At 54.6% G+C, this 21,426-nt stretch carries 19 protein-coding genes; 10 read left to right on the top strand and 9 right to left on the bottom strand.

Going from position 1 to position 21,426, the window contains the following annotated elements; genetic code table 11:
- Positions 1-72: 72 nt before the first annotated feature.
- Genes xisR through ttcA form a run of 3 tightly spaced genes read left to right on the top strand, consistent with a single transcriptional unit; the run spans position 73 to position 2,510 of the window.
- Positions 73-285: an excisionase family protein gene (gene xisR, locus NUX24_RS05310; RefSeq protein ID WP_014884030.1), complete on the top strand. Its 213-nt coding sequence runs from the start codon at positions 73-75 to the stop codon at positions 283-285.
- Between the two features lies 1 nt (position 286).
- Entirely contained in the window at positions 287-1,525 is a 1,239-nt protein-coding gene (locus NUX24_RS05305; RefSeq protein ID WP_257830159.1) for a site-specific integrase, read from the top strand.
- 49 nt (positions 1,526-1,574) lie between these two features.
- On the top strand, positions 1,575-2,510 hold the full coding sequence (gene ttcA / locus NUX24_RS05300; protein WP_047741809.1) for a tRNA 2-thiocytidine(32) synthetase TtcA: 936 nt from the start codon (positions 1,575-1,577) through the stop codon (positions 2,508-2,510).
- A 42-nt stretch (positions 2,511-2,552) separates the two neighbouring features.
- Here the strand turns inward: ttcA and dbpA are convergent, their stop codons facing one another.
- The 4 genes from dbpA to NUX24_RS05285 all read right to left on the bottom strand — a co-directional run bounded on the left by dbpA (position 2,553) and on the right by NUX24_RS05285 (position 6,691).
- Positions 2,553-3,926: an ATP-dependent RNA helicase DbpA gene (gene dbpA / locus NUX24_RS05295; protein ID WP_257830158.1), complete on the bottom strand. Its 1,374-nt coding sequence runs from the start codon at positions 3,924-3,926 to the stop codon at positions 2,553-2,555.
- Positions 3,927-3,953: 27 nt separating this feature from the next.
- Positions 3,954-4,127: a hypothetical protein gene (locus tag NUX24_RS21825; RefSeq protein WP_305089335.1), complete on the bottom strand. Its 174-nt coding sequence runs from the start codon at positions 4,125-4,127 to the stop codon at positions 3,954-3,956.
- A gap of 282 nt (positions 4,128-4,409) precedes the next feature.
- On the bottom strand, positions 4,410-5,393 hold the full coding sequence (zntB, locus tag NUX24_RS05290) for a zinc transporter ZntB (RefSeq protein WP_257830157.1): 984 nt from the start codon (positions 5,391-5,393) through the stop codon (positions 4,410-4,412).
- Between the two features lie 155 nt (positions 5,394-5,548).
- The gene (locus NUX24_RS05285) at positions 5,549-6,691 is read right to left on the bottom strand and encodes a methyl-accepting chemotaxis protein (protein WP_257830156.1); all 1,143 of its coding nucleotides are present in this window, start codon (positions 6,689-6,691) and stop codon (positions 5,549-5,551) included.
- Between the two features lie 456 nt (positions 6,692-7,147).
- On the opposite strand from NUX24_RS05285, the gene NUX24_RS05280 reads away from it, so the two are divergent.
- The 4 genes from NUX24_RS05280 (at position 7,148) to NUX24_RS05265 (ending at position 11,598) form a co-directional block, all read left to right on the top strand.
- Positions 7,148-9,277 carry a bifunctional diguanylate cyclase/phosphodiesterase gene (locus tag NUX24_RS05280; protein ID WP_257830155.1) on the top strand — a complete coding sequence of 710 codons (2,130 nt, stop codon included), beginning with the start codon at positions 7,148-7,150 and terminating at the stop codon, positions 9,275-9,277.
- 92 nt (positions 9,278-9,369) lie between these two features.
- Positions 9,370-10,602 (top strand): sensor domain-containing diguanylate cyclase, encoded by a 1,233-nt coding sequence (locus NUX24_RS05275; RefSeq protein ID WP_257830154.1) that lies wholly within the window; start codon positions 9,370-9,372, stop codon positions 10,600-10,602.
- A gap of 74 nt (positions 10,603-10,676) precedes the next feature.
- Positions 10,677-10,817, top strand: coding sequence for an Ecr family regulatory small membrane protein (locus NUX24_RS05270; protein ID WP_021240268.1), 141 nt, complete (start codon positions 10,677-10,679; stop codon positions 10,815-10,817).
- 217 nt (positions 10,818-11,034) lie between these two features.
- Positions 11,035-11,598, top strand: a complete 564-nt coding sequence (locus tag NUX24_RS05265; protein WP_033145709.1) for a DJ-1/PfpI family protein — start codon at positions 11,035-11,037, stop codon at positions 11,596-11,598.
- A 65-nt stretch (positions 11,599-11,663) separates the two neighbouring features.
- Here the strand turns inward: NUX24_RS05265 and NUX24_RS05260 are convergent, their stop codons facing one another.
- The gene (locus NUX24_RS05260; RefSeq protein WP_047647590.1) at positions 11,664-13,280 is read right to left on the bottom strand and encodes an ABC transporter substrate-binding protein; all 1,617 of its coding nucleotides are present in this window, start codon (positions 13,278-13,280) and stop codon (positions 11,664-11,666) included.
- Positions 13,281-13,465: 185 nt separating this feature from the next.
- Between NUX24_RS05260 and mpaA the strand changes: the two genes are divergently transcribed.
- Positions 13,466-14,179, top strand: a complete 714-nt coding sequence (gene mpaA / locus NUX24_RS05255; protein WP_257830153.1) for a murein tripeptide amidase MpaA — start codon at positions 13,466-13,468, stop codon at positions 14,177-14,179.
- Here mpaA and ycjG read toward each other — a convergent pair.
- Positions 14,170-15,135: an L-Ala-D/L-Glu epimerase gene (gene ycjG / locus NUX24_RS05250; protein WP_214575917.1), complete on the bottom strand. Its 966-nt coding sequence runs from the start codon at positions 15,133-15,135 to the stop codon at positions 14,170-14,172. The genes mpaA and ycjG overlap by 10 nt on opposite strands.
- Positions 15,136-15,242: 107 nt before the next feature.
- Here ycjG and tpx point away from each other — a divergent pair, with 107 nt between their 5' ends.
- Together tpx and NUX24_RS05240 are read left to right on the top strand one after the other, a co-directional pair.
- A complete protein-coding gene (gene tpx, locus NUX24_RS05245; protein WP_023335907.1) occupies positions 15,243-15,749 on the top strand; it encodes a thiol peroxidase in 507 nt (168 codons plus the stop codon).
- Positions 15,750-16,024: 275 nt separating this feature from the next.
- Complete coding sequence (locus NUX24_RS05240) at positions 16,025-17,233, top strand: aldose 1-epimerase family protein (protein WP_257830152.1); 1,209 nt, start codon at positions 16,025-16,027, stop codon at positions 17,231-17,233.
- Between the two features lie 36 nt (positions 17,234-17,269).
- On the opposite strand, the gene tyrR is transcribed toward NUX24_RS05240, so the two are convergent.
- The 3 genes from tyrR to NUX24_RS05225 form a co-directional block, all read right to left on the bottom strand.
- Positions 17,270-18,811 carry a transcriptional regulator TyrR gene (tyrR, locus tag NUX24_RS05235; RefSeq protein ID WP_257830151.1) on the bottom strand — a complete coding sequence of 514 codons (1,542 nt, stop codon included), beginning with the start codon at positions 18,809-18,811 and terminating at the stop codon, positions 17,270-17,272.
- Between the two features lie 112 nt (positions 18,812-18,923).
- The gene (locus NUX24_RS05230; protein ID WP_045400123.1) at positions 18,924-19,976 is read right to left on the bottom strand and encodes a YcjF family protein; all 1,053 of its coding nucleotides are present in this window, start codon (positions 19,974-19,976) and stop codon (positions 18,924-18,926) included.
- Positions 19,973-21,370 carry a YcjX family protein gene (locus NUX24_RS05225; protein WP_214575919.1) on the bottom strand — a complete coding sequence of 466 codons (1,398 nt, stop codon included), beginning with the start codon at positions 21,368-21,370 and terminating at the stop codon, positions 19,973-19,975. The genes NUX24_RS05230 and NUX24_RS05225 overlap by 4 nt, the downstream gene beginning before the upstream one ends.
- Between the last annotated feature and the right edge of the window lie 56 nt (positions 21,371-21,426).

Below are 21,426 nucleotides of genomic sequence, written 5' to 3'. Positions count from 1 at the left end.
GAAACTGAAACTGAAATATCAACGACTACAGACCGGCATATCTATACTCATGCCGGTTACCTGAGGTGAACCATGTCGCAGGTAATTTTTAACGAAGAATGGGTTGTTGGCGCAAGACTCACAGAAAAAACAGGCCTGACCGAACGACAGATTGAGAAGTATCGCCAGGGCTGTTGGGTGGAAGGTGTCCATTTTAAACGGGTATCCCCATCTGGAGAAAAAACCTTGCGTGGCACAACCTGGTATAACTATCCGAGAATTAATCAGTTAATAAGGGATGCGTAAGATGGCAGCTTTGCCTACAGGTGTCGAAATCAGAAACAATAAGATTTGTATCTGGTTTATGTACCGGGGAAAGCGTTGCCGCGAAATTCTCAAAGGTTGGATTAACACCCCGGCGAACATCAAAAAAGCCGGGAATCTTCGGGCTGTGATCGTTAGTGAGATCAACCTTGGAGAGTTTGATTACCACCAGCGCTTTCCTTCATCGTCCAGAGCGAAAAAAACCGTAACCACTGTTTCAGTTCAAACCTTTTCAGAGCTGTGTGAACTGTGGACGAGCATTAAAGAAACCGAAATTAGCGCGAATACCATGCGTAAGACTCGCTCACAACTCGGTACGTTAATGCACATCATTAACGGAGATACGCCTGTTTCAACTATACGCCACAGTGACATTCTTAAATACAGGAAGGAGCTCTTGAACGGTGAGACACTTTACCTGGCAAATCCCAGAAGTAACAAACAGGGACGCACTGTGCGTACCGTGAACAACTATATATCGCTTCTGTGTTCCCTTCTTCGGTTTGCACACAAATCTGGCTTTATCAGTGGCAAACCCTTTGAAGGGATCAAGAAACTACACAAAGGGAAAGTAAAACCGGATCCTTTAACGAAGCAGGAGTTTAGTTTGCTTGCGGCATCCGAGCGTGGCCAAAGCCTCAATATGTGGACGTTCGCAGTTTATACTGGTGTCCGTCATGGAGAGCTTGCAGCTCTTGCCTGGGAAGATATCGACTGGGAAAAAGGTACGGCTCATATACAGCGCAACCTTAATGCGCTAGGAATGTTCGTCCCACCAAAAACCGATGCAGGTGATCGAGTTATCACTCTATTAGAGCCAGCACTAGAGGCCTTGAAGGCACAGCGTACGCTGACCTCGTTTCAGCCCAAAACCGAGATTGTGTTTCATCACCGAGAGTATGGTGCGATGGAATATCAGAACCTGCGGTTTGTTTTCATGCCCAAGATGCGCAAGGGCATACAGAAGGCCTACTACTCTTTATCGAGTATCGGCTCCAGATTTAAGGCAGCTGTAAAACGTGCTGGTATTCGCCGCCGGAATCCGTACCATACGCGGCATACTTTTGCCTGCTGGCTTTTATCTGCCGGCGCTAACCCGTCTTTCATAGCCAGCCAGATGGGGCATGAAAACGCGCAAATGGTTTATGAAGTCTACGGTGCGTGGATTGAAGAAATGAATGGCGAACAGGTGCTGATGCTTAACGATAAGCTGGCACGCTGAAAAATTTTTGCCCCTATTATGCCCCTATTGGCTCCGAAGGTAGTAATAAATGCAAGAAAATCAATCAAATACAAAGAAAGAGCAATACAACCTGAATAAACTGCAAAAGCGACTGCGCCGTAACGTGGGCGAAGCCATTGCAGACTTCAACATGATTGAAGAAGGCGACCGCATCATGGTTTGCCTGTCAGGGGGTAAAGACAGCTATACCATGCTGGAGATCCTGCGTAATCTTCAGCAAAGCGCACCGGTGAAATTTTCCCTGGTGGCGGTCAACCTTGACCAGAAACAGCCGGGCTTCCCGGAGCACATTCTGCCGGAATACCTCGAAAAGCTGGGCGTTGAGTATAAAATCGTCGAAGAAAATACCTACGGCATTGTGAAAGAGAAGATCCCGGAAGGGAAAACCACCTGCTCACTCTGTTCTCGTCTGCGCCGCGGCATTCTGTATCGTACCGCGACGGAGCTGGGCGCGACCAAAATTGCGCTGGGCCATCACCGCGACGATATCCTGCAAACGCTGTTCCTCAATATGTTCTACGGCGGCAAGATGAAAGGCATGCCGCCTAAGCTGATGAGCGATGACGGCAAGCACATTGTGATCCGCCCTCTCGCCTATTGCCGCGAAAAAGACATTGAGCGTTTTTCTCAGGCTAAAGGTTTCCCGATCATTCCATGTAACCTGTGCGGCTCTCAGCCGAACCTGCAGCGTCAGGTAATTGGCGACATGCTGCGCGACTGGGATAAGCGTTATCCAGGGCGTATCGAAACCATGTTCAGCGCGATGCAAAACGTTGTCCCTTCCCATCTCGCGGATGTGGAGCTGTTCGACTTTAAAGGCATCAACCACGAGTCAGAAGTCGTGAACGGCGGGGACCTGGCGTTTGATCGGGAAGATATTCCCATGCAGCCAGCGGGCTGGCAGCCGGAAGAAGATGACAATCAGTTTGAAGAGCTGCGTCTGAACGTGCTTGAAGTGAAGTAAGCGATTAGCGTCTCAGAAGGACCTTCTGAGACGCTCCATTCGTTATTTCAGCAGACGTACGCGACAGGTTTTACCCTTAATTTTCCCGTTTTGCAGCTGCTTCCATGCCTTATGGGCAACCGCCTGGCGAACCGCTACGTAGACATGCGCCGGATGGACCGCAATCTTGCCGATATCCGCCCCGTCCAGACCCACATCCCCGGTCAGCGCCCCTAATACGTCACCTGGACGCATCTTGGCTTTTTTACCGCCATCAATGCACAGCGTCGCCATTTCAGCCTCCAGCGGCACAAGGCTGGCGCTGGCCGGTGCATTCATCCAGTTCAGCTTAATCTGCAGCATCTCAGAGAGAATATTGGCGCGCTGCGCCTCTTCCGGTGCGCAGAAGCTGATCGCCAGACCGCTGTTTCCCGCACGCGCGGTACGGCCAATACGGTGCACGTGCACTTCAGGGTCCCACGCCAGCTCATAGTTCACCACCAGCTCAAGGGATTTAATGTCCAGACCGCGCGCAGCGACGTCGGTTGCAACAAGAACGCGGGCGCTGCCGTTAGCGAAGCGGACCAGCGTCTGATCGCGATCGCGCTGCTCCAGATCGCCATGCAGCGACAATGCGCTCTGGCCGGCGGCATTCAGGGCATCACAGACCGACTGACAGTCTTTTTTGGTATTACAGAACACCACGCAGGACGCAGGCTGATGCTGACTCAGCAGTTTCTGCAGCAGCGAAATTTTCCCCTGCTGCGAAGTTTCAAAGAACTGCTGCTCGATAGCAGGCAGCGCATCTACGCTGTCGATTTCAATGGTGAGCGGATTTTTCTGCACGCGCCCGCTGATGGCGGCGATGGCCTCCGGCCAGGTCGCGGAGAACAGCAGCGTCTGACGACCGGCCGGGGCGAAACGGATCACCTCGTCAATCGCATCGCTGAAGCCCATATCCAGCATCCTGTCTGCCTCATCCATCACCAGCGTTTGTAACGCATCCAGCGAGACGGTGGCTTTTTGCAGGTGATCCAGCAGGCGGCCGGGCGTTGCGACAATGATGTGCGGCGCATGCTGGAGTGAATCACGCTGCGCGCCGAACGGCTGTCCGCCGCAGAGGGTTAAAATCTTGGTGTTGGGCAGGAAACGCGCCAGGCGACGCAGTTCACCCGCGACCTGGTCTGCCAGTTCGCGGGTCGGGCACAGCACCAGAGACTGGGTCTGAAATAGCGCCACATCGATATGCTGCAACAGGCCAAGGCCAAATGCCGCCGTTTTCCCGCTGCCCGTTTTCGCCTGCACGCGCACGTCACGGCCCTCAAGGATGGCTGGCAACGCGGCCGCCTGAACAGGCGTCATCGTGAGGTAACCCAACTCGTTGAGGTTATCGAGTTGGGCGGCGGGCAGAACATTCAGGGTAGAAAAAGCGGTCACAGTAGTCTCTCGTGGTCATCTTTGCGGTCAGATGGCGCGTATCCTCGCAGATCTCGCGGTTCGATGCGACAATTTAATCGGTTCTTGATCGGGCGGCGGGTCGGGCATCGGCTGCGGACGCGGGATGGGATCGGGCATTGGCACCGGATCGGTGGGGACGGGATCGGATTGACGCGATTGTTGCAGTAGCAGAGCGTTCAGGATGCTCATCATTTTCTCCAGAATTTGCTGTCGTCCCTTTTAGGGTAGACGCTGAGAATCAGGAGGCAAAAAAAAGCCGACTATGAAGTCGGCGTCGTACGAATCAATTGTGCTATGCAGTAATTCAAAAAAGGAAGTAAGACAATATGGAGCGCAACGCCCATCGCTTGACGTTGCATTCACCTGCGGGAGTCATATTGCACCTTACGGGGTAGATGTTTATTGACTTCGCTCAATTAAAAGAGCGTTTTGATCCCGTTGAAAGCTGAAAAAAGCGTAAATTTACAGCCATTTACTACGATGCAACCACCATGCAACACCACCAATCAAAACAACTAACATCACGCAAAAGGCGGTAAAGCCGTAGCGATAAGCACCACCCGGAATTCCCCCCAGATTCACGCCAAACAGCCCGGTAAGAAACGTGCTGGGTAAAAACACCATCGCCATCAGGGACATCGTATAGGTTCTTCTCGCCAGCGACTCCTGCATCACCTGCGCGATTTCGTCCGCCATCACCGCCGTTCTGGCAATACAGGAATCAATCTCGTCCAGCCCGCGCCCCAACCTGTCGGCAATATCCTGCATTCTGCGTCGCTGATCGTCATTCATCCACGCGAGCCTTTCGCTGGCAAGACGCGCGTAAACGTCGCGCTGCGGCGTCATGTAGCGGCGCATCACAATCAGCTGCTTACGCAATAAGGCCAGAAAACCGCGGGGCGGGATCTGCTGATCGAGCAGGTTATCTTCCAGGTCGATGATTTTGTCGTGCAGTTCTTCAATAAATTCACTCGCATGATCGGTCAGCGCGTCACAGACGTCCACCAGCCAGCTGCCGCAGTCGACAGGCCCGGTGCCCTCTTTCAGATCGTTGACGATGTCATCCAGCGCCAGAACCTTTCGCTGGCGGGTCGACACAATGAGCCCGTCGTCCATGTAGACCCGCATCGCAACCAGCTGATCCGGGCGTTCATCCGTGCTGCCGTTAATGCAGCGCAGGGTGATCAGCGTCCCGTCACCCATTCGACTCACGCGGGGCCGCAGGCTTTCACCCGCCAGCGCATCGCGCACGTTATTGGGCAGGAGCGGCGTCGAGGCCAGCCAGTCAGCGCTGTCCGGGTGGGTGTAGTTCAGATGTAGCCAGCAGGGATGCGCACTATCGATCGCATCATTATCTTCCAGCGGTCGCGCACCGCCGCGACCATCCAGCACCCACGAAAAAACTGCGTCCGGAACGTTAAGTTCAGATCCTTTAATGCTTTCCACAGCGCCTCCACCTTTTTAGCTCTTTCGGTGTCAGTCTAGCTTTCATCAGGGGTTAAGCAACAACTATGTATCCCATCGCGCTGAAATCGCTCAGGAATTGTACATACCAGGCGGAGGCGTAAAAAAAGCCTGGCATGCCAGGCTTTGAGGTGCTGTCAGAGAGAGTGCTCTGGCCGCTGGAGGAAGGATGGCGAGCCGCCAGGTGATGCGGACAAGGATGACCGATCGAGCCTGAAATTACGCGTTCGGGTCTGCAGCTCAATCACCTGATTACGCAGTACATCAGACGAACCGTTGAGCTCCTCTGCCATTGCCACGTTACTTTGCGTAACCCGCTCCAGCTCCGATAGCGCCAGGGTAATCTGAGAAATGCCTTTCTCCTGCTCTGAGGTTGACGCGGAAATATCGTCCATTAAGCGGCTGACATTTCCCGAGCCGGTCACGATTTCATGCATGTTTTTCTCTGCCTGTGACACAACGCTGGCTCCCTGCGTGACGTTACTGCTGGTGACTTCAATCAGCGTTTTGATATTCTTCGCGGCTTCCGCGCTGCGGTGTGCCAGGTTTCTTACCTCTTCCGCGACCACAGAAAAACCCTTGCCATGATCGCCCGCCCTTGCCGCCTCAACGGCCGCGTTGAGCGCCAGAATATTCGTCTGGAACGCAATGCCGTCAATGAGCGAAATAATCTCCGTCATCTGCTGCGCGCATTCGGTAATGGACTGCATATTGCTGGCGACCTGCCCCATCAGCTCGCCGCCCTTGCGCGCCTGTAACGTCGCCACATTTGCCTGCTCGCTCGCCAGGCGGGTGTTATCGGCATTGTTTTTAGTGCTCGCGGCCATTTGCTCCATGCTGGCTGCGGTTTGCACCAAAGACGCAGACTGCTGCTCGGTTTTCACCGATAGCTGAGCGCTACGTGCCGAGAGTTGATCCGATAAGGTCATGGCGGTTTGTGATGATGCCCTGATCTCACGCACCAGCGTCGCAATATTGCCGGAAAGGCTGTTTATCCCGGGAATGAGTCGGCCCGCACAGTTATTGCCAAATTCAGGGATAGAGACGCCAAGGTTGCCTGCGGTTACCTCTTCAATACTTTTCTTCACCGTATTGATCGGCGTCACAAGATACTTCGTCATATAGACCCAGAGCAAAAATAGCGCAACGAAATTGATGACATTAAGCGAAATAAAGAGAGACGTATTGCTGGAAAATAGAACAACGACACCTGCACTTACCAAAAAAAGAGAGAAAAGGAACCCGATAATAAAGGTCCTTACACTAATATTTTTTAGCATGATAATACCCACGTTTTATATTTTGGTCGGCACTTAGACTTATAGCATTGGCCCGGAAGTTTTTCATCGCAAACGACGCTTGTTTTTTGTTTCGCCGTTAGCATCCTGAGATTTACGTTAAGTCAGATAAAAAGAGCGTATTAGTGAAAATGTTCTGCTCAGCATGCTGTGATACTGGTCTCCCGCCATCTTAAGCGATAGTATCGCCCGCGGTGAGACGACACGATCGCCTTCATATTTAAGGAGCTTTGCTACTGTTATTGGTTCTTGTTTAGCAATGCTTAATATATTAACAAGAGAATATATTTTATATTCTTAATAAGTTTTAGAGTATTAATATGACTGGTCATTTTTCACGATAAATAACTAATATGGTTTGAATGCGCATGTTCGTTGCCCGATAAAGATGTACCCGGCAGGCGAAATCGGTAACCCTCTCAGGCGTGGGATTGCATAATGCTCAATATATCGTGGGACCCTGTGTTAATCGCTATCTCTTATCTGGTGGCGTTTATCGCCTCCTTTGTGGCGCTGGACAGCGCCGGCAAGATCCCCCTCTCCAGCCGAAAGGCTGCCCTGTTCTGGCGCATTGCCGGTGGGGTCACGCTGGGCATTGGCATTTGGTCGATGCACTTTATCGGCATGCTGTCGATGCAAATGCCCATGATGATGAGCTACGACCTCTGGTTAACCCTTGCGTCACTGGGCGTCGCGGTGGTTGCATCGGCCACGGCACTTAATATTGCCGTCGCGGGCCAAAAACTGTCTCCCTTTCGACTGATCTTTGCTACGGCGATCCTGAGCGCTGGCGTGGTGTCTATGCACTACATCGGTATGGCGGCCCTGATGCTGGATGGCAGCATCATCTGGGATCGCCGCCTCGTGGGGTTGTCCGTGGTTATTGCCGTTGTTGCCTCCGGCACGGCGCTGTGGCTGGCTTTCCGTCTTCGGGATAAACGCAAAGGCGTCTTTATCAATCGCATTCTCGCGGCCTTCGTCATGGGTGCCGCCATTTGTGCGATGCACTATACCGGCATGAGTGCCGCTCAGTTTCAGGAAATGGCGCACACCCTGCCGGGCGGCATCGGCGAGCTGGGGTTATCCATCTGGGTTTCGGTCACCACGCTCTGCCTGCTCGGGGTGATGTTAATCATTTCACTTATCGACTCTCACCGGCGCACTAACCGGCTGACGGATAATCTGCAGCAGCTCAACCGCCAGCTTGAGCTACAGGCGCGTTTTGACGCGCTCACCGGGCTCGCAAACCGCCACCAGATGGATCTCCGCATGCAGGATTGTCTGCGCAGCGCGCTGCTGAGCAAGAAGCCATTTGCGGTGATTTTCCTGAACGTCGATCTCTTCAAACGCGTTAACGATACGTGGGGTCACAGCGTCGGTGATGAGCTATTGATCACGGTCGCGCAGCGCATCACGGCCCGGCTCACGCGTGAGATGACTCTGGCAAGGCTGGGTGGCGACGCCTTTATCCTGCTGGTGCCGGAATGTGACGACGACAGGCTCAACGTCCTGCTCACCGCGTTGCTCGAGGATGTGCGACGCCCTCTGTCTGTCTGCGGGCATACGTTAAGCACGACGATCAGCGCAGGCGTCAGCCTCTATCCGCAGGATGGCGAAACGCTGCATGAGCTGAAGCTCAAGGCGGATGCAGCCTTACATCGCGTCAAGGAAGATGGCCGCAACGGCTGGGCGATTTACCGGGCCGAGATGTCAACGGCGATCCCGGCGAAACCCGGTTTCCTGCAGGAGCTCTCTCAGGCGCTTGAACGCGATCAGTTTGAACTGTGGTACCAGCCAACCTGGCATGCGGGAGAAAAAACCATTCACGGTTTTGAAGCCCTTCTGCGCTGGCGGCATCCTGAGCAAGGCGTTGTGCTGCCTAATCTGTTTATCCCCACGCTGGAACAGACGGGCTTAATTATTCCGGTAGGTAACTGGGCCATTGAAGCGGCATGCCGACAGCTTCATTTCTGGACTGAACAAGGTTTCAGCCAGTGGACGCTGTCGCTCAACCTATCCCCCATCCAGTTTGAACAGCCGGACATTTTCCAGATCATCTCGTCGATGCTGGAAAAATATAGCCTGTCTCCGTCCCGGCTGATCCTGGAGGTAACGGAAAGCACCGCGCTTAAAAATCTCGACCGCAGCATTGAGTTACTCAACGCGTTTAATCACGCGGGGATCGTCGTCTCGATTGATGATTTTGGTACGGGCTATTCCAACCTTCTGATGCTGAGCGTGCTTCCGGCAAAAGAGCTCAAGATCGACAGAAGCTTTGTCACGTCGATGCTGGAAAATGAAAAAAGCTACAAGCTGGTTGAAACTATTATCAGTATCGCCCGGACCATGGAGATGAATGTGGTGGCAGAAGGGATCGAGACGGAAGAACAGCAGGCGGTTCTCACCCGTCTCGGCTGCGATTACCTGCAGGGATATCTTTTCTCCCGGCCCTTACCCGCCGAACAGGTACCGTGGCTACTGCTGCAGATAAACTCAGACAAACAGATTATACCCATTAATAAAATTCAAACGGATCCCGCATTTATTTCTCAAAAAAATCATGCCTGACGGGGTTAAGTGGAGTATGTTTCAAAGGATTGCACGCGAGTCAATTCTGTCATGATTGTCAGGCACATGTTGTCGATGAACAGGAAACGCCTATGTCGCAACCTTGTTTTGATGCGTTGAATGTAATTAAAACACCCGTGTGGCTCGTTTCACCCGTGTCGGAAAAGATCGTTTTTGCGAATGTGGCAGCAACGCAGATCATGGGAGATAAAACGCTCAATGACCTGCGAAAAGGGATTTATTCAGCCAGTGCGCAAACCGTCCTGTCGATGTATGTATCTGAACTGAAAACAGAGCAGGAGATCGTCGAAATCTGGACAACGAACCGGGATGGACAGGATACGCCGTTAAGCTGTCGCCTCTCGCTTGCCCACTACGTGCCCTGGGGAGATGTGATCGTTTTCGAGGGCGTCTCCCAACCAATACTCTCAGGATTGAAGGCCAGCCGTTCCGCCACCTACCGGCGGAAAAAGCAGGGTTTTTATGCGCGCTTTTTTCTGACCAACAGCGCCCCGATGCTGCTAATCGATCCGGCCCGCGACGGTCAAATCGTCGATGCGAATCTGGCCGCGCTCAATTTTTATGGTTATTCACATGATGACATGTGCAGTAAGCATACCTGGGAAATCAATACGCTGGGGCGAGATGTGATGCCCATTATGACTGCAATTGCCGCGCTGCCCGGCGGTCATAAGCCGCTCAATTTTGTTCACCGCCTTGCCGATGGATCCACCCGCCACGTTCAGACGTATGCCGGGCCCATTGAGATCTACGGCGACAAGCTGATGCTGTGCATCATCCACGATATCACCGAGCAAAAAAGGCTGGAGCAGGAGCTGGAACATGCGGCGTTGCGTGACTCCATGACGGGGTTACTCAACCGGCGCCAGTTCTACGCGATTACCGATCAAAGCAGCCTGAATAAACTTCCTGCGCAGCAGCAATTTAGCCTACTACTGGTGGATACAGACCTTTTCAAAAACATTAATGACCTGTTCGGCCATCTGAAAGGCGATGAGGTGCTTATCGCCCTTTCCCGGACGCTGGAAGCCTGTAGTCGGGAGGGCGACATGGTGTTCCGCTGGGGTGGCGAAGAGTTCGTTATCCTGCTGCCGCGCACCTCTCTCGACACCGCGTTGCAGATTGCCGAGTCAGTCCGCGCAGCCGTTGCCCGCATTACGATTCCAGGCTTGCCACGGTTCACCGTCAGCATCGGCGTAGCGCGGCACAATCAGGGTGAAAGTATTGACGAGCTGTTTAAGCGTGTGGACGATGCGCTGTATCGCGCTAAAAATGACGGCCGCAATAAAGTCCTTGCTGCATGAAACTGGAGTATCCGGAAAAGCCCCGCTACAATGCCCACCTCGAATGAATTAGCGTCAGGTGGGTAAAAGCCGCAATGGGAAAAACAGAAATAATACTCACCTTAATTATTTTACTCCTTATTATATTTGGCTTCTGGTTTATTTTTAGCGGAGAGATCTGGTATCTGGTCGAGTTTCTTGAAAATAGCCTTTACCCGACCTTCGACGCACCGTAACGCACGTTTAATCGCTTGTTTCACCTACCGAATATGTCAGGTATCTGCTTCCCTTACAGCCGCGTAAAATACGCGGCGTTATCCTCCAACAACGTTGATAACGAATCACTTATTCATTTGCTTATGTTGCCCGTGCTCTGACGGGCTTTTTTATTTCCGGCAATTCAGCCAGGCCAGGCTATATCTTAATCATCTTTATTGATAGAGGTGAGGAAAGATGAGCAAGAAGATCCTGATGCTGGTTGGCGATTACGCCGAAGATTACGAAACCATGGTGCCTTTTCAGGCTTTGCAGATGATTGGCCATCAGGTGGATGCGGTCTGCCCCGACAAACCGAAGGGCGACTACATCATGACGGCAATCCATGACTTTGACGGTGCCCAGACCTATAGCGAAAAGCCCGGTCACCGGTTTACCCTCAACGCCGATTTTTCCGCCGTTAAGGAGCAGGACTACGACGCGCTGCTCATCCCCGGTGGGAGAGCGCCCGAGTATCTGCGGCTAAATGAGGACGTGTTAAAGCTGGTGCAGGCATTTGACGCCGCGCGTAAGCCGATTGCTGCGGTGTGCCACGGCCCGCAGCTGCTTGCTGCCGCGGGCATCCTGAAAGGACGAACCTGTAGCGCCTACCCTGCCTGCGCGCCTGAAGTACGTCTCAGCGGGGGACACTACGCCGCTATCGGCATCGATCAGGCCCATGTTGACGGCAACCTGGTGACGGCTCCCGCCTGGCCCGCGCATCCGCAGTGGCTGGCGAAGTTTAACGCGCTATTAGAATAACAACGGATGAAGCGTTACCGCGTTTTGCAGACCTGGCGCGAGAGTGCGCCAGGTCTCATAAAACATCAGTGCTTCTCGATATACATCGTCCGGCTATACGCCACGTCTTCTGGGTTATTAATCGGATACCCTTTCACCCACGGTTTAATAAGACGACCGTTGGTGTACTGGTAAATGGGTGCGATAGGCGCTTTCTCCATGAGGATTTTCTCCGCCATGTTGTAGTCCGTATTACGCGCTTTCGCCGTGGTTTCCAGCGTCGCCTGGTGGATAATTTTATCGTAGGCCGGCTCATTGAAACGCGAGATATTACCGCTGTGGGTTGAGGTCAGCAGAGACAGGAAGGTCGACGGCTCGTTGTAATCGCCTACCCATGACGCGCGGATCACATCAAAATTGCCGGTATTACGGCTGTCGATATAGGTTTTCCACTCCTGGTTTTGCAGTTTGACGTCCACACCGAGATTTTTCTTCCACATAGACGCCACCGCAATGGCGATTTTCTGGTGGTTTTCCGAGGTGTTGTACAGCAGGGTCAACTTCAGCGGACGCTGAGGACCGTAACCGGCGGCCTGGAGCAACGTTTTCGCCTGAGCGTTCAGCTCCTGCTGGGACATCTGCTCGAACGGAGAAGGTTCAGGGGTGAAACCCGCCGTCACGTCAGGGGTGAAATGCCAGGCCGGCTTCTCGCCTGTACCTAATACCTTTTCTGCCATAATGCGGCGATCGATAGTCATGCTCAGCGCAAGACGCACCCGGGCATCGGCCGTCGGACCCTTTTGCGTGTTAAACGCATAGTAATAGGTCCCGAGCTGAGGCGGCGTATACACCTGTCCCGGAATGTCCTTCAGGAGCTTCTGATACATGTTTTTCGGGAACGATTCGGTGATATCAATATCTCCCGCCAGATAGCGCTTAGTGGCGGACGATTCCTGATTAATCGGAATGAAAGTCACTTTTTGCAGGACAGTTTTCGCATTGTCCCAGTAGTGTGTATTCGGTACGACAACCAGTTTTTCATTCACCACGCGGTCGTTCAGGACGTACGCGCCGTTACCCACCAGAGCGCCCGGACGCGTCCACTCTTTCCCGCTTTCAACGTTCGCTTTTTGCACCGGATAGAAGGCAAAGTTCGCCGTCAGGTTGCTAAACCACGGGAGCGGTTTATCCAGCTGGACGCGTAAGGTTCTGGCATCCACCGCCGTCACGCCCAGGGTATCTGGCGCCGCTTTGCCATCAATAATGGCCTGCGCGTTGTTGATGCCTGCCAGCGCCGCAAACCAGGCAAACGGAGAGGTGGTTTTCGGGTCAACCAGACGCTGCCAGCTGTAGACAAAATCCTGCGCGGTGACGGGCGTACCGTCAGACCATTTCGCGTTATCGCGCAGGGTGAACGTCCAGATACGGTTATCGTTGCTCTGCCAGCGAGTCGCCACGCCCGGGGTCAGCTCCCCTTTTTCGTTCTGATTCACCAGCCCTTCGAAAAGATCGCGAATCACCTGAATCTCGGGTAATCCCACCGCTTTTGCCGGATCGAGCGAAGCCGGCTCGTCTTTAATATGCCTGACCAGCTCCTGTTTTTGCGCCAGTACCGTGCCCTGGGGCACATCAGCAGCGTACGAGAGTGTAGAGAGTCCGCACAGGTACAGTGCAGCGCAAAGACGCGAAACAGGATGCTTCATAAGATCCCCTTTGATGAATTCAGGTAACAAGCAGATGCGTAATTATTTGTTTCGAAAAAGAGAAATGCAAATACCTTACGCCCGAATAGTGATTTAAGGCAATTCTCAAGCGTTACGGAAACTATTTGATTAACAGCGGGTTTTGCACAACACTGCCAGTAGAGACTTCTTTATCAGGATTTCGTATGGCAACCACCCGACCACGCGCGGAGCGCGGCGCCTTTCCGCCGGGCGCTGAGCAATATGGCCGCTCATTTTTAGGCGCATCGCTGATCTGGTTCCCAGCGCCCGATGCCGATCGCAACAGCGGTTTGATCATTGCCGGCACGCACGGAGATGAGAACTCGTCCATGGTCACGCTTTCCTGCGCGCTGCGGACGCTGACGCCTTCATTGCGACGTCACCACGTCATTCTTGCCGTCAATCCGGACGGCTGTCAGCTTGGATTACGGGCGAATGCGAGGGGCGTTGACGTGAACCGTAATTTCCCGGCGGCAAACTGGCGCGCCGGCGAAACGGTTTATCGCTGGAACAGCTCCGCCGAGGAGCGGGACGTGGTGCTGCTGACGGGAGACAAGCCCGGCTCCGAGCCGGAAACGCAGGCGCTGTGCCAGCTTATCCATAAGATCCACCCCGCCTGGGTTGTCTCCTTCCACGATCCGCTGGCCTGTATTGAAGATCCGCGTCACTCCGACCTGGGCGCTTGGCTGGCGCAGGCTTTTGCCCTGCCGCTCGTCACCAGCGTGGGCTATGAAACACCCGGATCGTTCGGTAGCTGGTGCGCCGATTTGAGCCTGCCCTGCATCACCGCTGAATTCCCGCCAATTTCCTCCGACGAAGCCAGCGAAAAATACTTAAACGCGATGATGGAGCTACTGCGCTGGCAGCCTCAAAGATGAAGCACGCCGCTGGTAAAATTAAGCGCCGGTGAAACGTCAACCGCCAGCCACGTCGGGCCATCCAGATCGGCGAAACGGACCTGATTGACCAGCGGCAGCGCCGCGCCGATCGCCCGGGATGTGCAGAGCATGCATCCCAGCATCAGGGAAAAGCCCTGCGCCTGCGCTTCCGCCGCCAGGGCCAGCGCTTCTGTCAGCCCGCCGGTCTTGTCGAGCTTGATATTGACCATCTCATAGCTGCCCTTAAGCGCGCTCAAATTCTCGCGGGTATGACAGCTTTCATCCGCACAGACGGGCAGCGGATGGATAAAATTCTTCAGCGCCGCATCATCCTTCGCTGGCAGAGGCTGTTCCAGCATCGCCACGCCCAGGTCGGCCAACAGCTGGCATCGGGCGGCAAGCCCCTCGGGATGCCACGACTCGTTGGCGTCAACAATCAGCGTGGCCGAGGGAACCGCCGAGCGAATGGCGACCATCCGCTCGCTGATCAGGCGATCGTCGAGCTTCACTTTTAACAGCGTGGCCCCGGCGTCATAGAGCGCTTTTGCGCTGGCGGCCATCTGCTCCGGCTCACCGATCACGACCGTTTGCGCCGTCACGACGGACTCCGGCAGCGCCACACCCAGCAAGGACGTCAGCGATTGTTGCTGCCTGGCGGCCTCAAGGCTCCATAGCGCGCAGTCGATGGCATTACGCGCTGCCCCGGCGGGTAAACGCTGCTGTAACGCCTCGCGCGTGAGCCCCTTTTGCAGGTCAGGCACCAGGGTCATGATATGCGCCATCACCGACGCGACACTTTCTCCATAGCGCGGGTAAGGCGTACATTCCCCGACGCCTTTAACCCCCTCCTCTTCGATTTCAACCACGACCACGCTGGCTTCACTTCGGCTGCCGCGGGAGATCACAAACGGGGTATGCAATGGCCAGGCTTCTTCATAGACCTTAACGCTTCTCATCACTGACTCCTTGCGGCCCGGAAAGGCGAAAAATTTGGTTTGCCGTGTTATCCGCTGATGGCATACACTAGCCCCGACGTTAACTATATGTAAACAGGAAGATATCTATGTCACAACTCGTTCATTTCCAGGGCAACCCGGTTGCTGTTGCAGGTTCCATTCCGCAGGCTGGCAGCAAAGCGCAGGCTTTTACTCTGGTGGCTAAAGATCTGTCTGACGTCACACTGGCTCAGTTTGCGGGTAAACGCAAAGTACTGAACATTTTCCCAAGCATTGATACCGGCGTTTGTGCCGCGTCCGTGCGTAAATTCAACCAGCTGGCGACTGAAATGGACAACACCGTTGTGCTGTGCATTTCCGCTGACCTGCCGTTTGCCCAGTCCCGTTTCTGCGGTGCCGAAGGCCTGAGCAACGTTATTACCCTCTCCACCCTGCGCAGCGCAGATTTCCTCGAGAAATACGGCGTCAGCATCGCGGAAGGCCCACTGAAAGGTCTGGCAGCACGTGCCGTACTGGTTCTGGATGAAAACGATACCGTTGTCTTCAGCGAACTGGTTAACGAAATCACCACCGAGCCGGACTACACTGCCGCGCTGGACGTGCTGAAAGCATAATAAGTACTTAGCATTCTATACAACTTAATCTCAACCTCGCCGCGGCGGGGTTTTTTATTGCCTTAAAGCTGAATCGTTAAAGCTAAAATGAACACAAATCACATTAATCATGCAATAACTAAGACAATATGTAACGCTATCGTGATCAATAGCGCATAATAATCGTTAAAATTCTCTATTTTCGACCGCAGTGAAGCACATCACATTTCCCTTTTTGCCTAAACATTAGATTTGCTTACGAAAGAAAATAATCGTTTCAGCAAAAAGGATAAAATATGAAGATTAAATTCGCTTTTACGCTCCTTGCGGTACTGATTTCTGGCCATGCAGCGGCCAAAACCTGGGTGCTGACAAGCGCTGAAAGCAGCGTAGAGAAGGGAAACTGGAAGATTTCCAGTGATGAGCTGAAAGTTAAAGATCAAACGTTCAGCATTGAGCAAAAAGTCTTACACGGTGGTAAACAGGAAGGCAGCAAAGTCATCATAATTAGCAGCAAAGATGGCCTGACGATTACCCTGAGCCCGACTCGCGGGATGAACCTTCTGCATGTAGAAGGCTTTGGAACCCGACTGGGGTGGAATTCGCCCGTTAAAGAGGTCGTTAATCCGTCATATATCAATCTTGAGAGCCGCAACGGTCTCGGCTGGCTGGATGGTTTCAACGAGATGATGGTGCGCTGTGGCTATGAGTGGACAGGACACCCGGTCACTGCGGATGGGCAAATTTACACCCTGCACGGCAGGGCCGGTAATACCCCCGTTTCGCAGGTCGAGGTTGAAATCGCCGATGCTGCTCCGCATGAGATCCGCGTTCGGGGTTTGATCAAAGAGAGCACGTTTAAAAAATCGGATCTGCAAACCATGACCGAACTGCGCTACGTTCCCGGAACCAACCAGTTCAGCCTGCATGATGTTCTGACCAACCATGCGGATTACCCTCATGATTACCAAATCATCTATCACAGCAACTTCGGCACGCCGATCCTCGAAGAAGGCGCGCGTTTCCTTGCGCCGGCGGCGAGCGTGAGCCCGTTCAATGACTACGCCAAAGCGGGCGTTAACGACTGGCAAACCTATGCCGGGCCGACAAAAGGCTTTGATGAGATGGTCTTTAACATTAAACCGCTCGCGGACAATAACCACGAAACGCTTGCAGCGGTGGTCAATAAAGCCGGAGATAAAGGCGCGTCAATCCAGTTTGATACCCGCCAGCTGCCCGTGCTGACCTTGTGGAAGAACACCGACACGCTGAAGCAGGGCTACGTCACGGGCATTGAGCCAGGCACCAGCTACGCCTACCCCGTTACGATTGAACGCGAGCAGAAGCGGGTTAAGCAGCTGCAGCCCGGTGCCAGCGCGCAGTTTGACTTGACCTATACTCTGCTGCACAGCCCGCAGCAGGTGAAAGAGGTCGAAAACAGGATTGCGTCGATTCAGGGAGAGACAAAAACAGAAATCGTTAACACGCCGATGGCGAAGGAATAACCATAAAGCAAAAAGCCTCTTTACAGAGGCTTTTTGTTATTCGTCACCTTTCTTATGATTCAATCCATACTCACGCAGCTTGTTCGCGATCGCGGTATGCGAGACGCCAAGACGTTTTGCCAGCTTGCGGGTGCTGGGATAACTGCGGTACAGCTGCGTCAGCACGGAGCGCTCAAAACGGCTGGTGATTTCATCCAGCGAACCCTCCATCGCCTCTTCGCCGACCGATACCGTCCCCGCGTCGTAATCAGGCAACAGAATATCCTGCGGACGCAGTTCATAACCTTCCAGCTGGGTCAGCGCTCGATAAACGGCGTTTTTAAGCTGGCGAATGTTGCCCGGCCAGCCGTAGCGCATGAGCACCGTGCCGAGATCGGCAGACAGCTTCGGACGCGGCACCCCCTGCTCGTCGGCAAAGCGGGCGACGAACAGCTCCGTTAGCGGTATGATGTCCTGTGGACAATCGCGCAGCGGGGGAATATTCAGCGTCAGGACGTTGAGGCGGTAATAGAGATCCTCGCGGAAGATCCCCTTTTGCACCAGCTCCACCAGATTCTTCTGGGTGGCGCAAATGACGCGCACGTCCACATGCACTTCGTGATCCTCGCCGACGCGGCGGAAGGTTCCGTCGTTCAGGAAACGCAGCAGCTTAGCCTGCATGCGCGGCGACATTTCGCCGATTTCGTCCAGCAGCACGGAGCCACCGTTAGCCTGCTCGAAGAACCCTTTCTTGCCTTCCGGCGCGTGGCCAAACAGCTCGCTTTCAACGGCATCTTCCGGAATTGAGGCGCAGTTAAGTGCCAGATAAGGCTTGGCCGCACGCGGGCTCGCCAGGTGCACCGCGTGAGCCAGCAGGTCTTTCCCGGTGCCGGTGTCCCCGGTAATCAGCAGCGGTGCGGTCAGGCTTGCGAGCTTGCGCGCCTGATCAACCACATGGCGCATTTTCGGGCTAACGGCAATAATCTGGCTGAACGCGCCAACATCCTGGCTGGAAATGTTTTGCAGCTGGCGACCCATGCGTAACGTCGAGCGCAGCATGATCACCGCGCCAGTCAATACTCGGGTATTCCCTTCCCCTTTCAGATAGACCGGCGTGATCTCCATCAGGAAGTTCTGCCCGTTAATCACCACGTGCTCGCTAAGCGTGTTCTGCGGATTGCTGTCCAGCCAGCGCTGGAAGTTAAAACCGGGGATCAGCTGCGCGGCATTATGATTGCTGAGCTTCTCCTGGCTCTGCGCGAAAAGCTGGCAGCTCGCGTGGTTAACGCGCTCAACTTTGCTTTTCAAATCCAGGGAGAGGAACGGCTCTGGCATGGCTTCCAGCAGCGCGCTCAGCGCCAGGTGCTCACGCTCAGAGGGCATCCAGGGAATGGTGCGTACATCCGTAACGCCAGCGATACGGCGGATTTCCGCCATCAGGCTGCTGAAGGTATTAAATTCAATTTCGGCAAAATTGAGGTAAATTCGCCCGACAGGATCGATCTCAATGCCACGTAAATCAATGCTACGTAAAACAAGAAGATCGAGTAACTCGCGGGTCAGACCGAGACGGTCTTCACAGAAGACTTCAAGACGCATGGGAAATTCACCGTTTTAAGCCAATAACAGTAAAATGATATGTCAGAACACGGTGATCGGGAAGATGGCTGTCAACAAATATTGACAGCCAGCACGATAAGTGAACAAAACCTCACGGAGCCGGTTTTTTATTGAGCGTCTCTTTGAGCTGGCCGATCAGCTCGCGCCTGAAATCCCCCAGCCGGGGCTTATCGCCGTCAATCCACGGCAGCGGACGGCAAACTTCCATCGCTTTAATCCCCAAACGCGCCGTCAACAATCCCGCGCCGATACCCTGGGCGGCTCGAGCAGAAAGACGCGCCGCCAGATCCTGCGACATCCAGTCCATGCCCACTTCGCGCACCAGCTCACTCGCCCCGGCAAACGCGATATTGAGCAGGACCAGCTTGAACAGCCTGAGCCGACTGTAATAACCCAGCTCTATGCCGTACAGGTTCGCGATACGGTTGATCAGGCGCAGGTTACGCCAGGCGATAAAGGCCATATCGACCAGCGCCAGCGGGCTGACGGCAATCATCAGGGTAGATTCCGCCGCAGAACGGCTAATCTCGCGTCGCGCCTGGGCATCCAGCACCGGCTGAACCATATGGGAGTAGAGCGTCACCACTTCCCGGTCATTCTGGGTTTCATGGATGGCGGCGTACCAGCGCTGAAGCGCCGGATGCGACTGATCGATGCCGGCCTGGCTGGCCAGCTTTTCACAGAACGCGCGGCCTTTGCCGGTGCCGTGGCTGTGGAGCAGATCCCGCGCTTCATCACGCTCGTGCGCGCGCTGGCGCAAACGCCAGAGCCGCCGCCACTCGGTGGCAACCGACCCGATGCCCGCCCCAACAATCAGCGCGCCCGCGGCACATCCGCCCAGCGCGACCCAGTCCTGAGTTTGCCAGGCATTCATCGTCCACTGCACGCCCTGCCCAACCACGCTTACGCCAAACAGCGCCAGCCCGGCGGTGACCATCCTGCGCCACAGGCTGCGCTTTGGACGCAGGGCAGCTTCAACAACCGCCTCTGCCGGACCTTCCTCGACGCCGGGCTCCTCTGTCAGGGCCGGAGCAAAGTTATCAGCCTGCGTGCCGCTGAACGTCTGCGCGGTTTTAAACGCCTCCTGAGGATCCTGCTCAAGCGTTCCGGTAAAGTCTATGCGCGGTTTTAACGGTTCCGTCATCGCAATTTATCTCCAATCAAAAACTCCAGCGCCGCATCCAGACGGATGTGTGGTAATGGCCGATCGACGCTCATTGCCTGCGGGCGGAAGGCTTCAAACTGGAAGCCCTGATTCTGCCAGAAAGCCTGACCCGGCAGCCGCGCAGGCACTTCGCCCGGATAGACGGTAAGCGGTTCACCGTCGCTGAGCCGGTTCCCGCGTAATGCCGGTATTTTCTCGCCGTTAAGGTCAATCAGCCCGCTTTGCGTTGCCTGCACGGACGCGAGCCCAAGGCAATCCATGGCGATCCCTTCGAAGGCGGCGTTTTGCCAGGCGTCCTGCACCAGCTGCTGCAGCAGCGATACCATATTGGCATGCTGGTCGACCGTAACGTGATCGGCCTTGGTGGCCGCAAAAAGCAGTTTGTCGATCACCGGTGAGAACAGACGGCGAAACAGCGTCCGCTGCCCGTAGTGAAAACTTTGCATCAGCTGCGTCAGCGCCAGGCGCATATCGTTGAAGGCCTGCGGCCCGCTGTTGAGCGGCTGCAGACAATCCACCAGCACAATCTGACGGTCAAATTGCAAGAAATGGTTTTTATAGAATCCCTTGACCACTTTTTCACAGTAGTAATTGTAACGCTCGCGCAGCATCCCGGCGTTTGTGTGCCTGTCGGCCTGCGCCAGCTTCGACTCGCCCACCCCATCCACGTCCGGCCAGGGGAAGAACTGAAGCGCAGGCGCGCCCGCTAAATCACCCGGCAGGACAAAGCGACCCGGCTGAATGAAGTGCAACCCTTCCTGCTTGCACTGGTGCAGATACGCCGTCCAGGCTTCGGCAATGGCCGCCAGACGGTTTTCATCGGCCGGCGCAAGCGGGTCCAGGCCTTCGCAAAGCTGTCGCCATTTGGCCGACCACCCGGCGCGCTGCCCCTGCAACAAGCCCGTCATCTGACGGGACCAGCTGAGGTAATCCTGCGCCAGCATCGGCAGGTCGAGCAGCCATTCACCCGGGTAATCGACGATTTCAAGGTACAGCGTAGAGGTATCCTTGAAGTGGCGCATCAGGGATTCATTGGAGCGAAAGCGCAGCGCGAGGCGAATTTCACTGACTCCTCGCGTCGGCGTCGGCCACGTGGGCGGATCGCCATAGAGCTGCGCCAGCCCTTCGTCATAGGTAAAACGTGGAATACCAAAATCACGCTGAGGGACGCGCTTCACGCCCAGCAGGCGTTCTTCCCGCACCGCGCTAAGCAGCGGCAGACGTGCCCCGGCGTGCAGGTTCAGGAGCTGGTTTACCATCGCGGTGATAAACGCCGTCTTACCGCTGCGGCTCAGCCCCGTCACGGCCAGACGCAGATGACGGTCAACGCCACGGTTCACCAGTGAATTGATTTCGTTTTTAAGTCGCTTCATCGCCGTCCTTCGTTGCCTGGAAGCCTTGAATGCATGGCTTCAGAATACAATAAATG

It is taken from the genome of Enterobacter sp. HG048 (assembly GCF_024702055.1).
GTDB lineage: Bacteria > Pseudomonadota > Gammaproteobacteria > Enterobacterales > Enterobacteriaceae > Enterobacter > Enterobacter dykesii.
The sequence above is the reverse complement of the archived record's forward strand: the minus strand, read 5'-3'. Positions and strand labels throughout refer to the sequence as shown.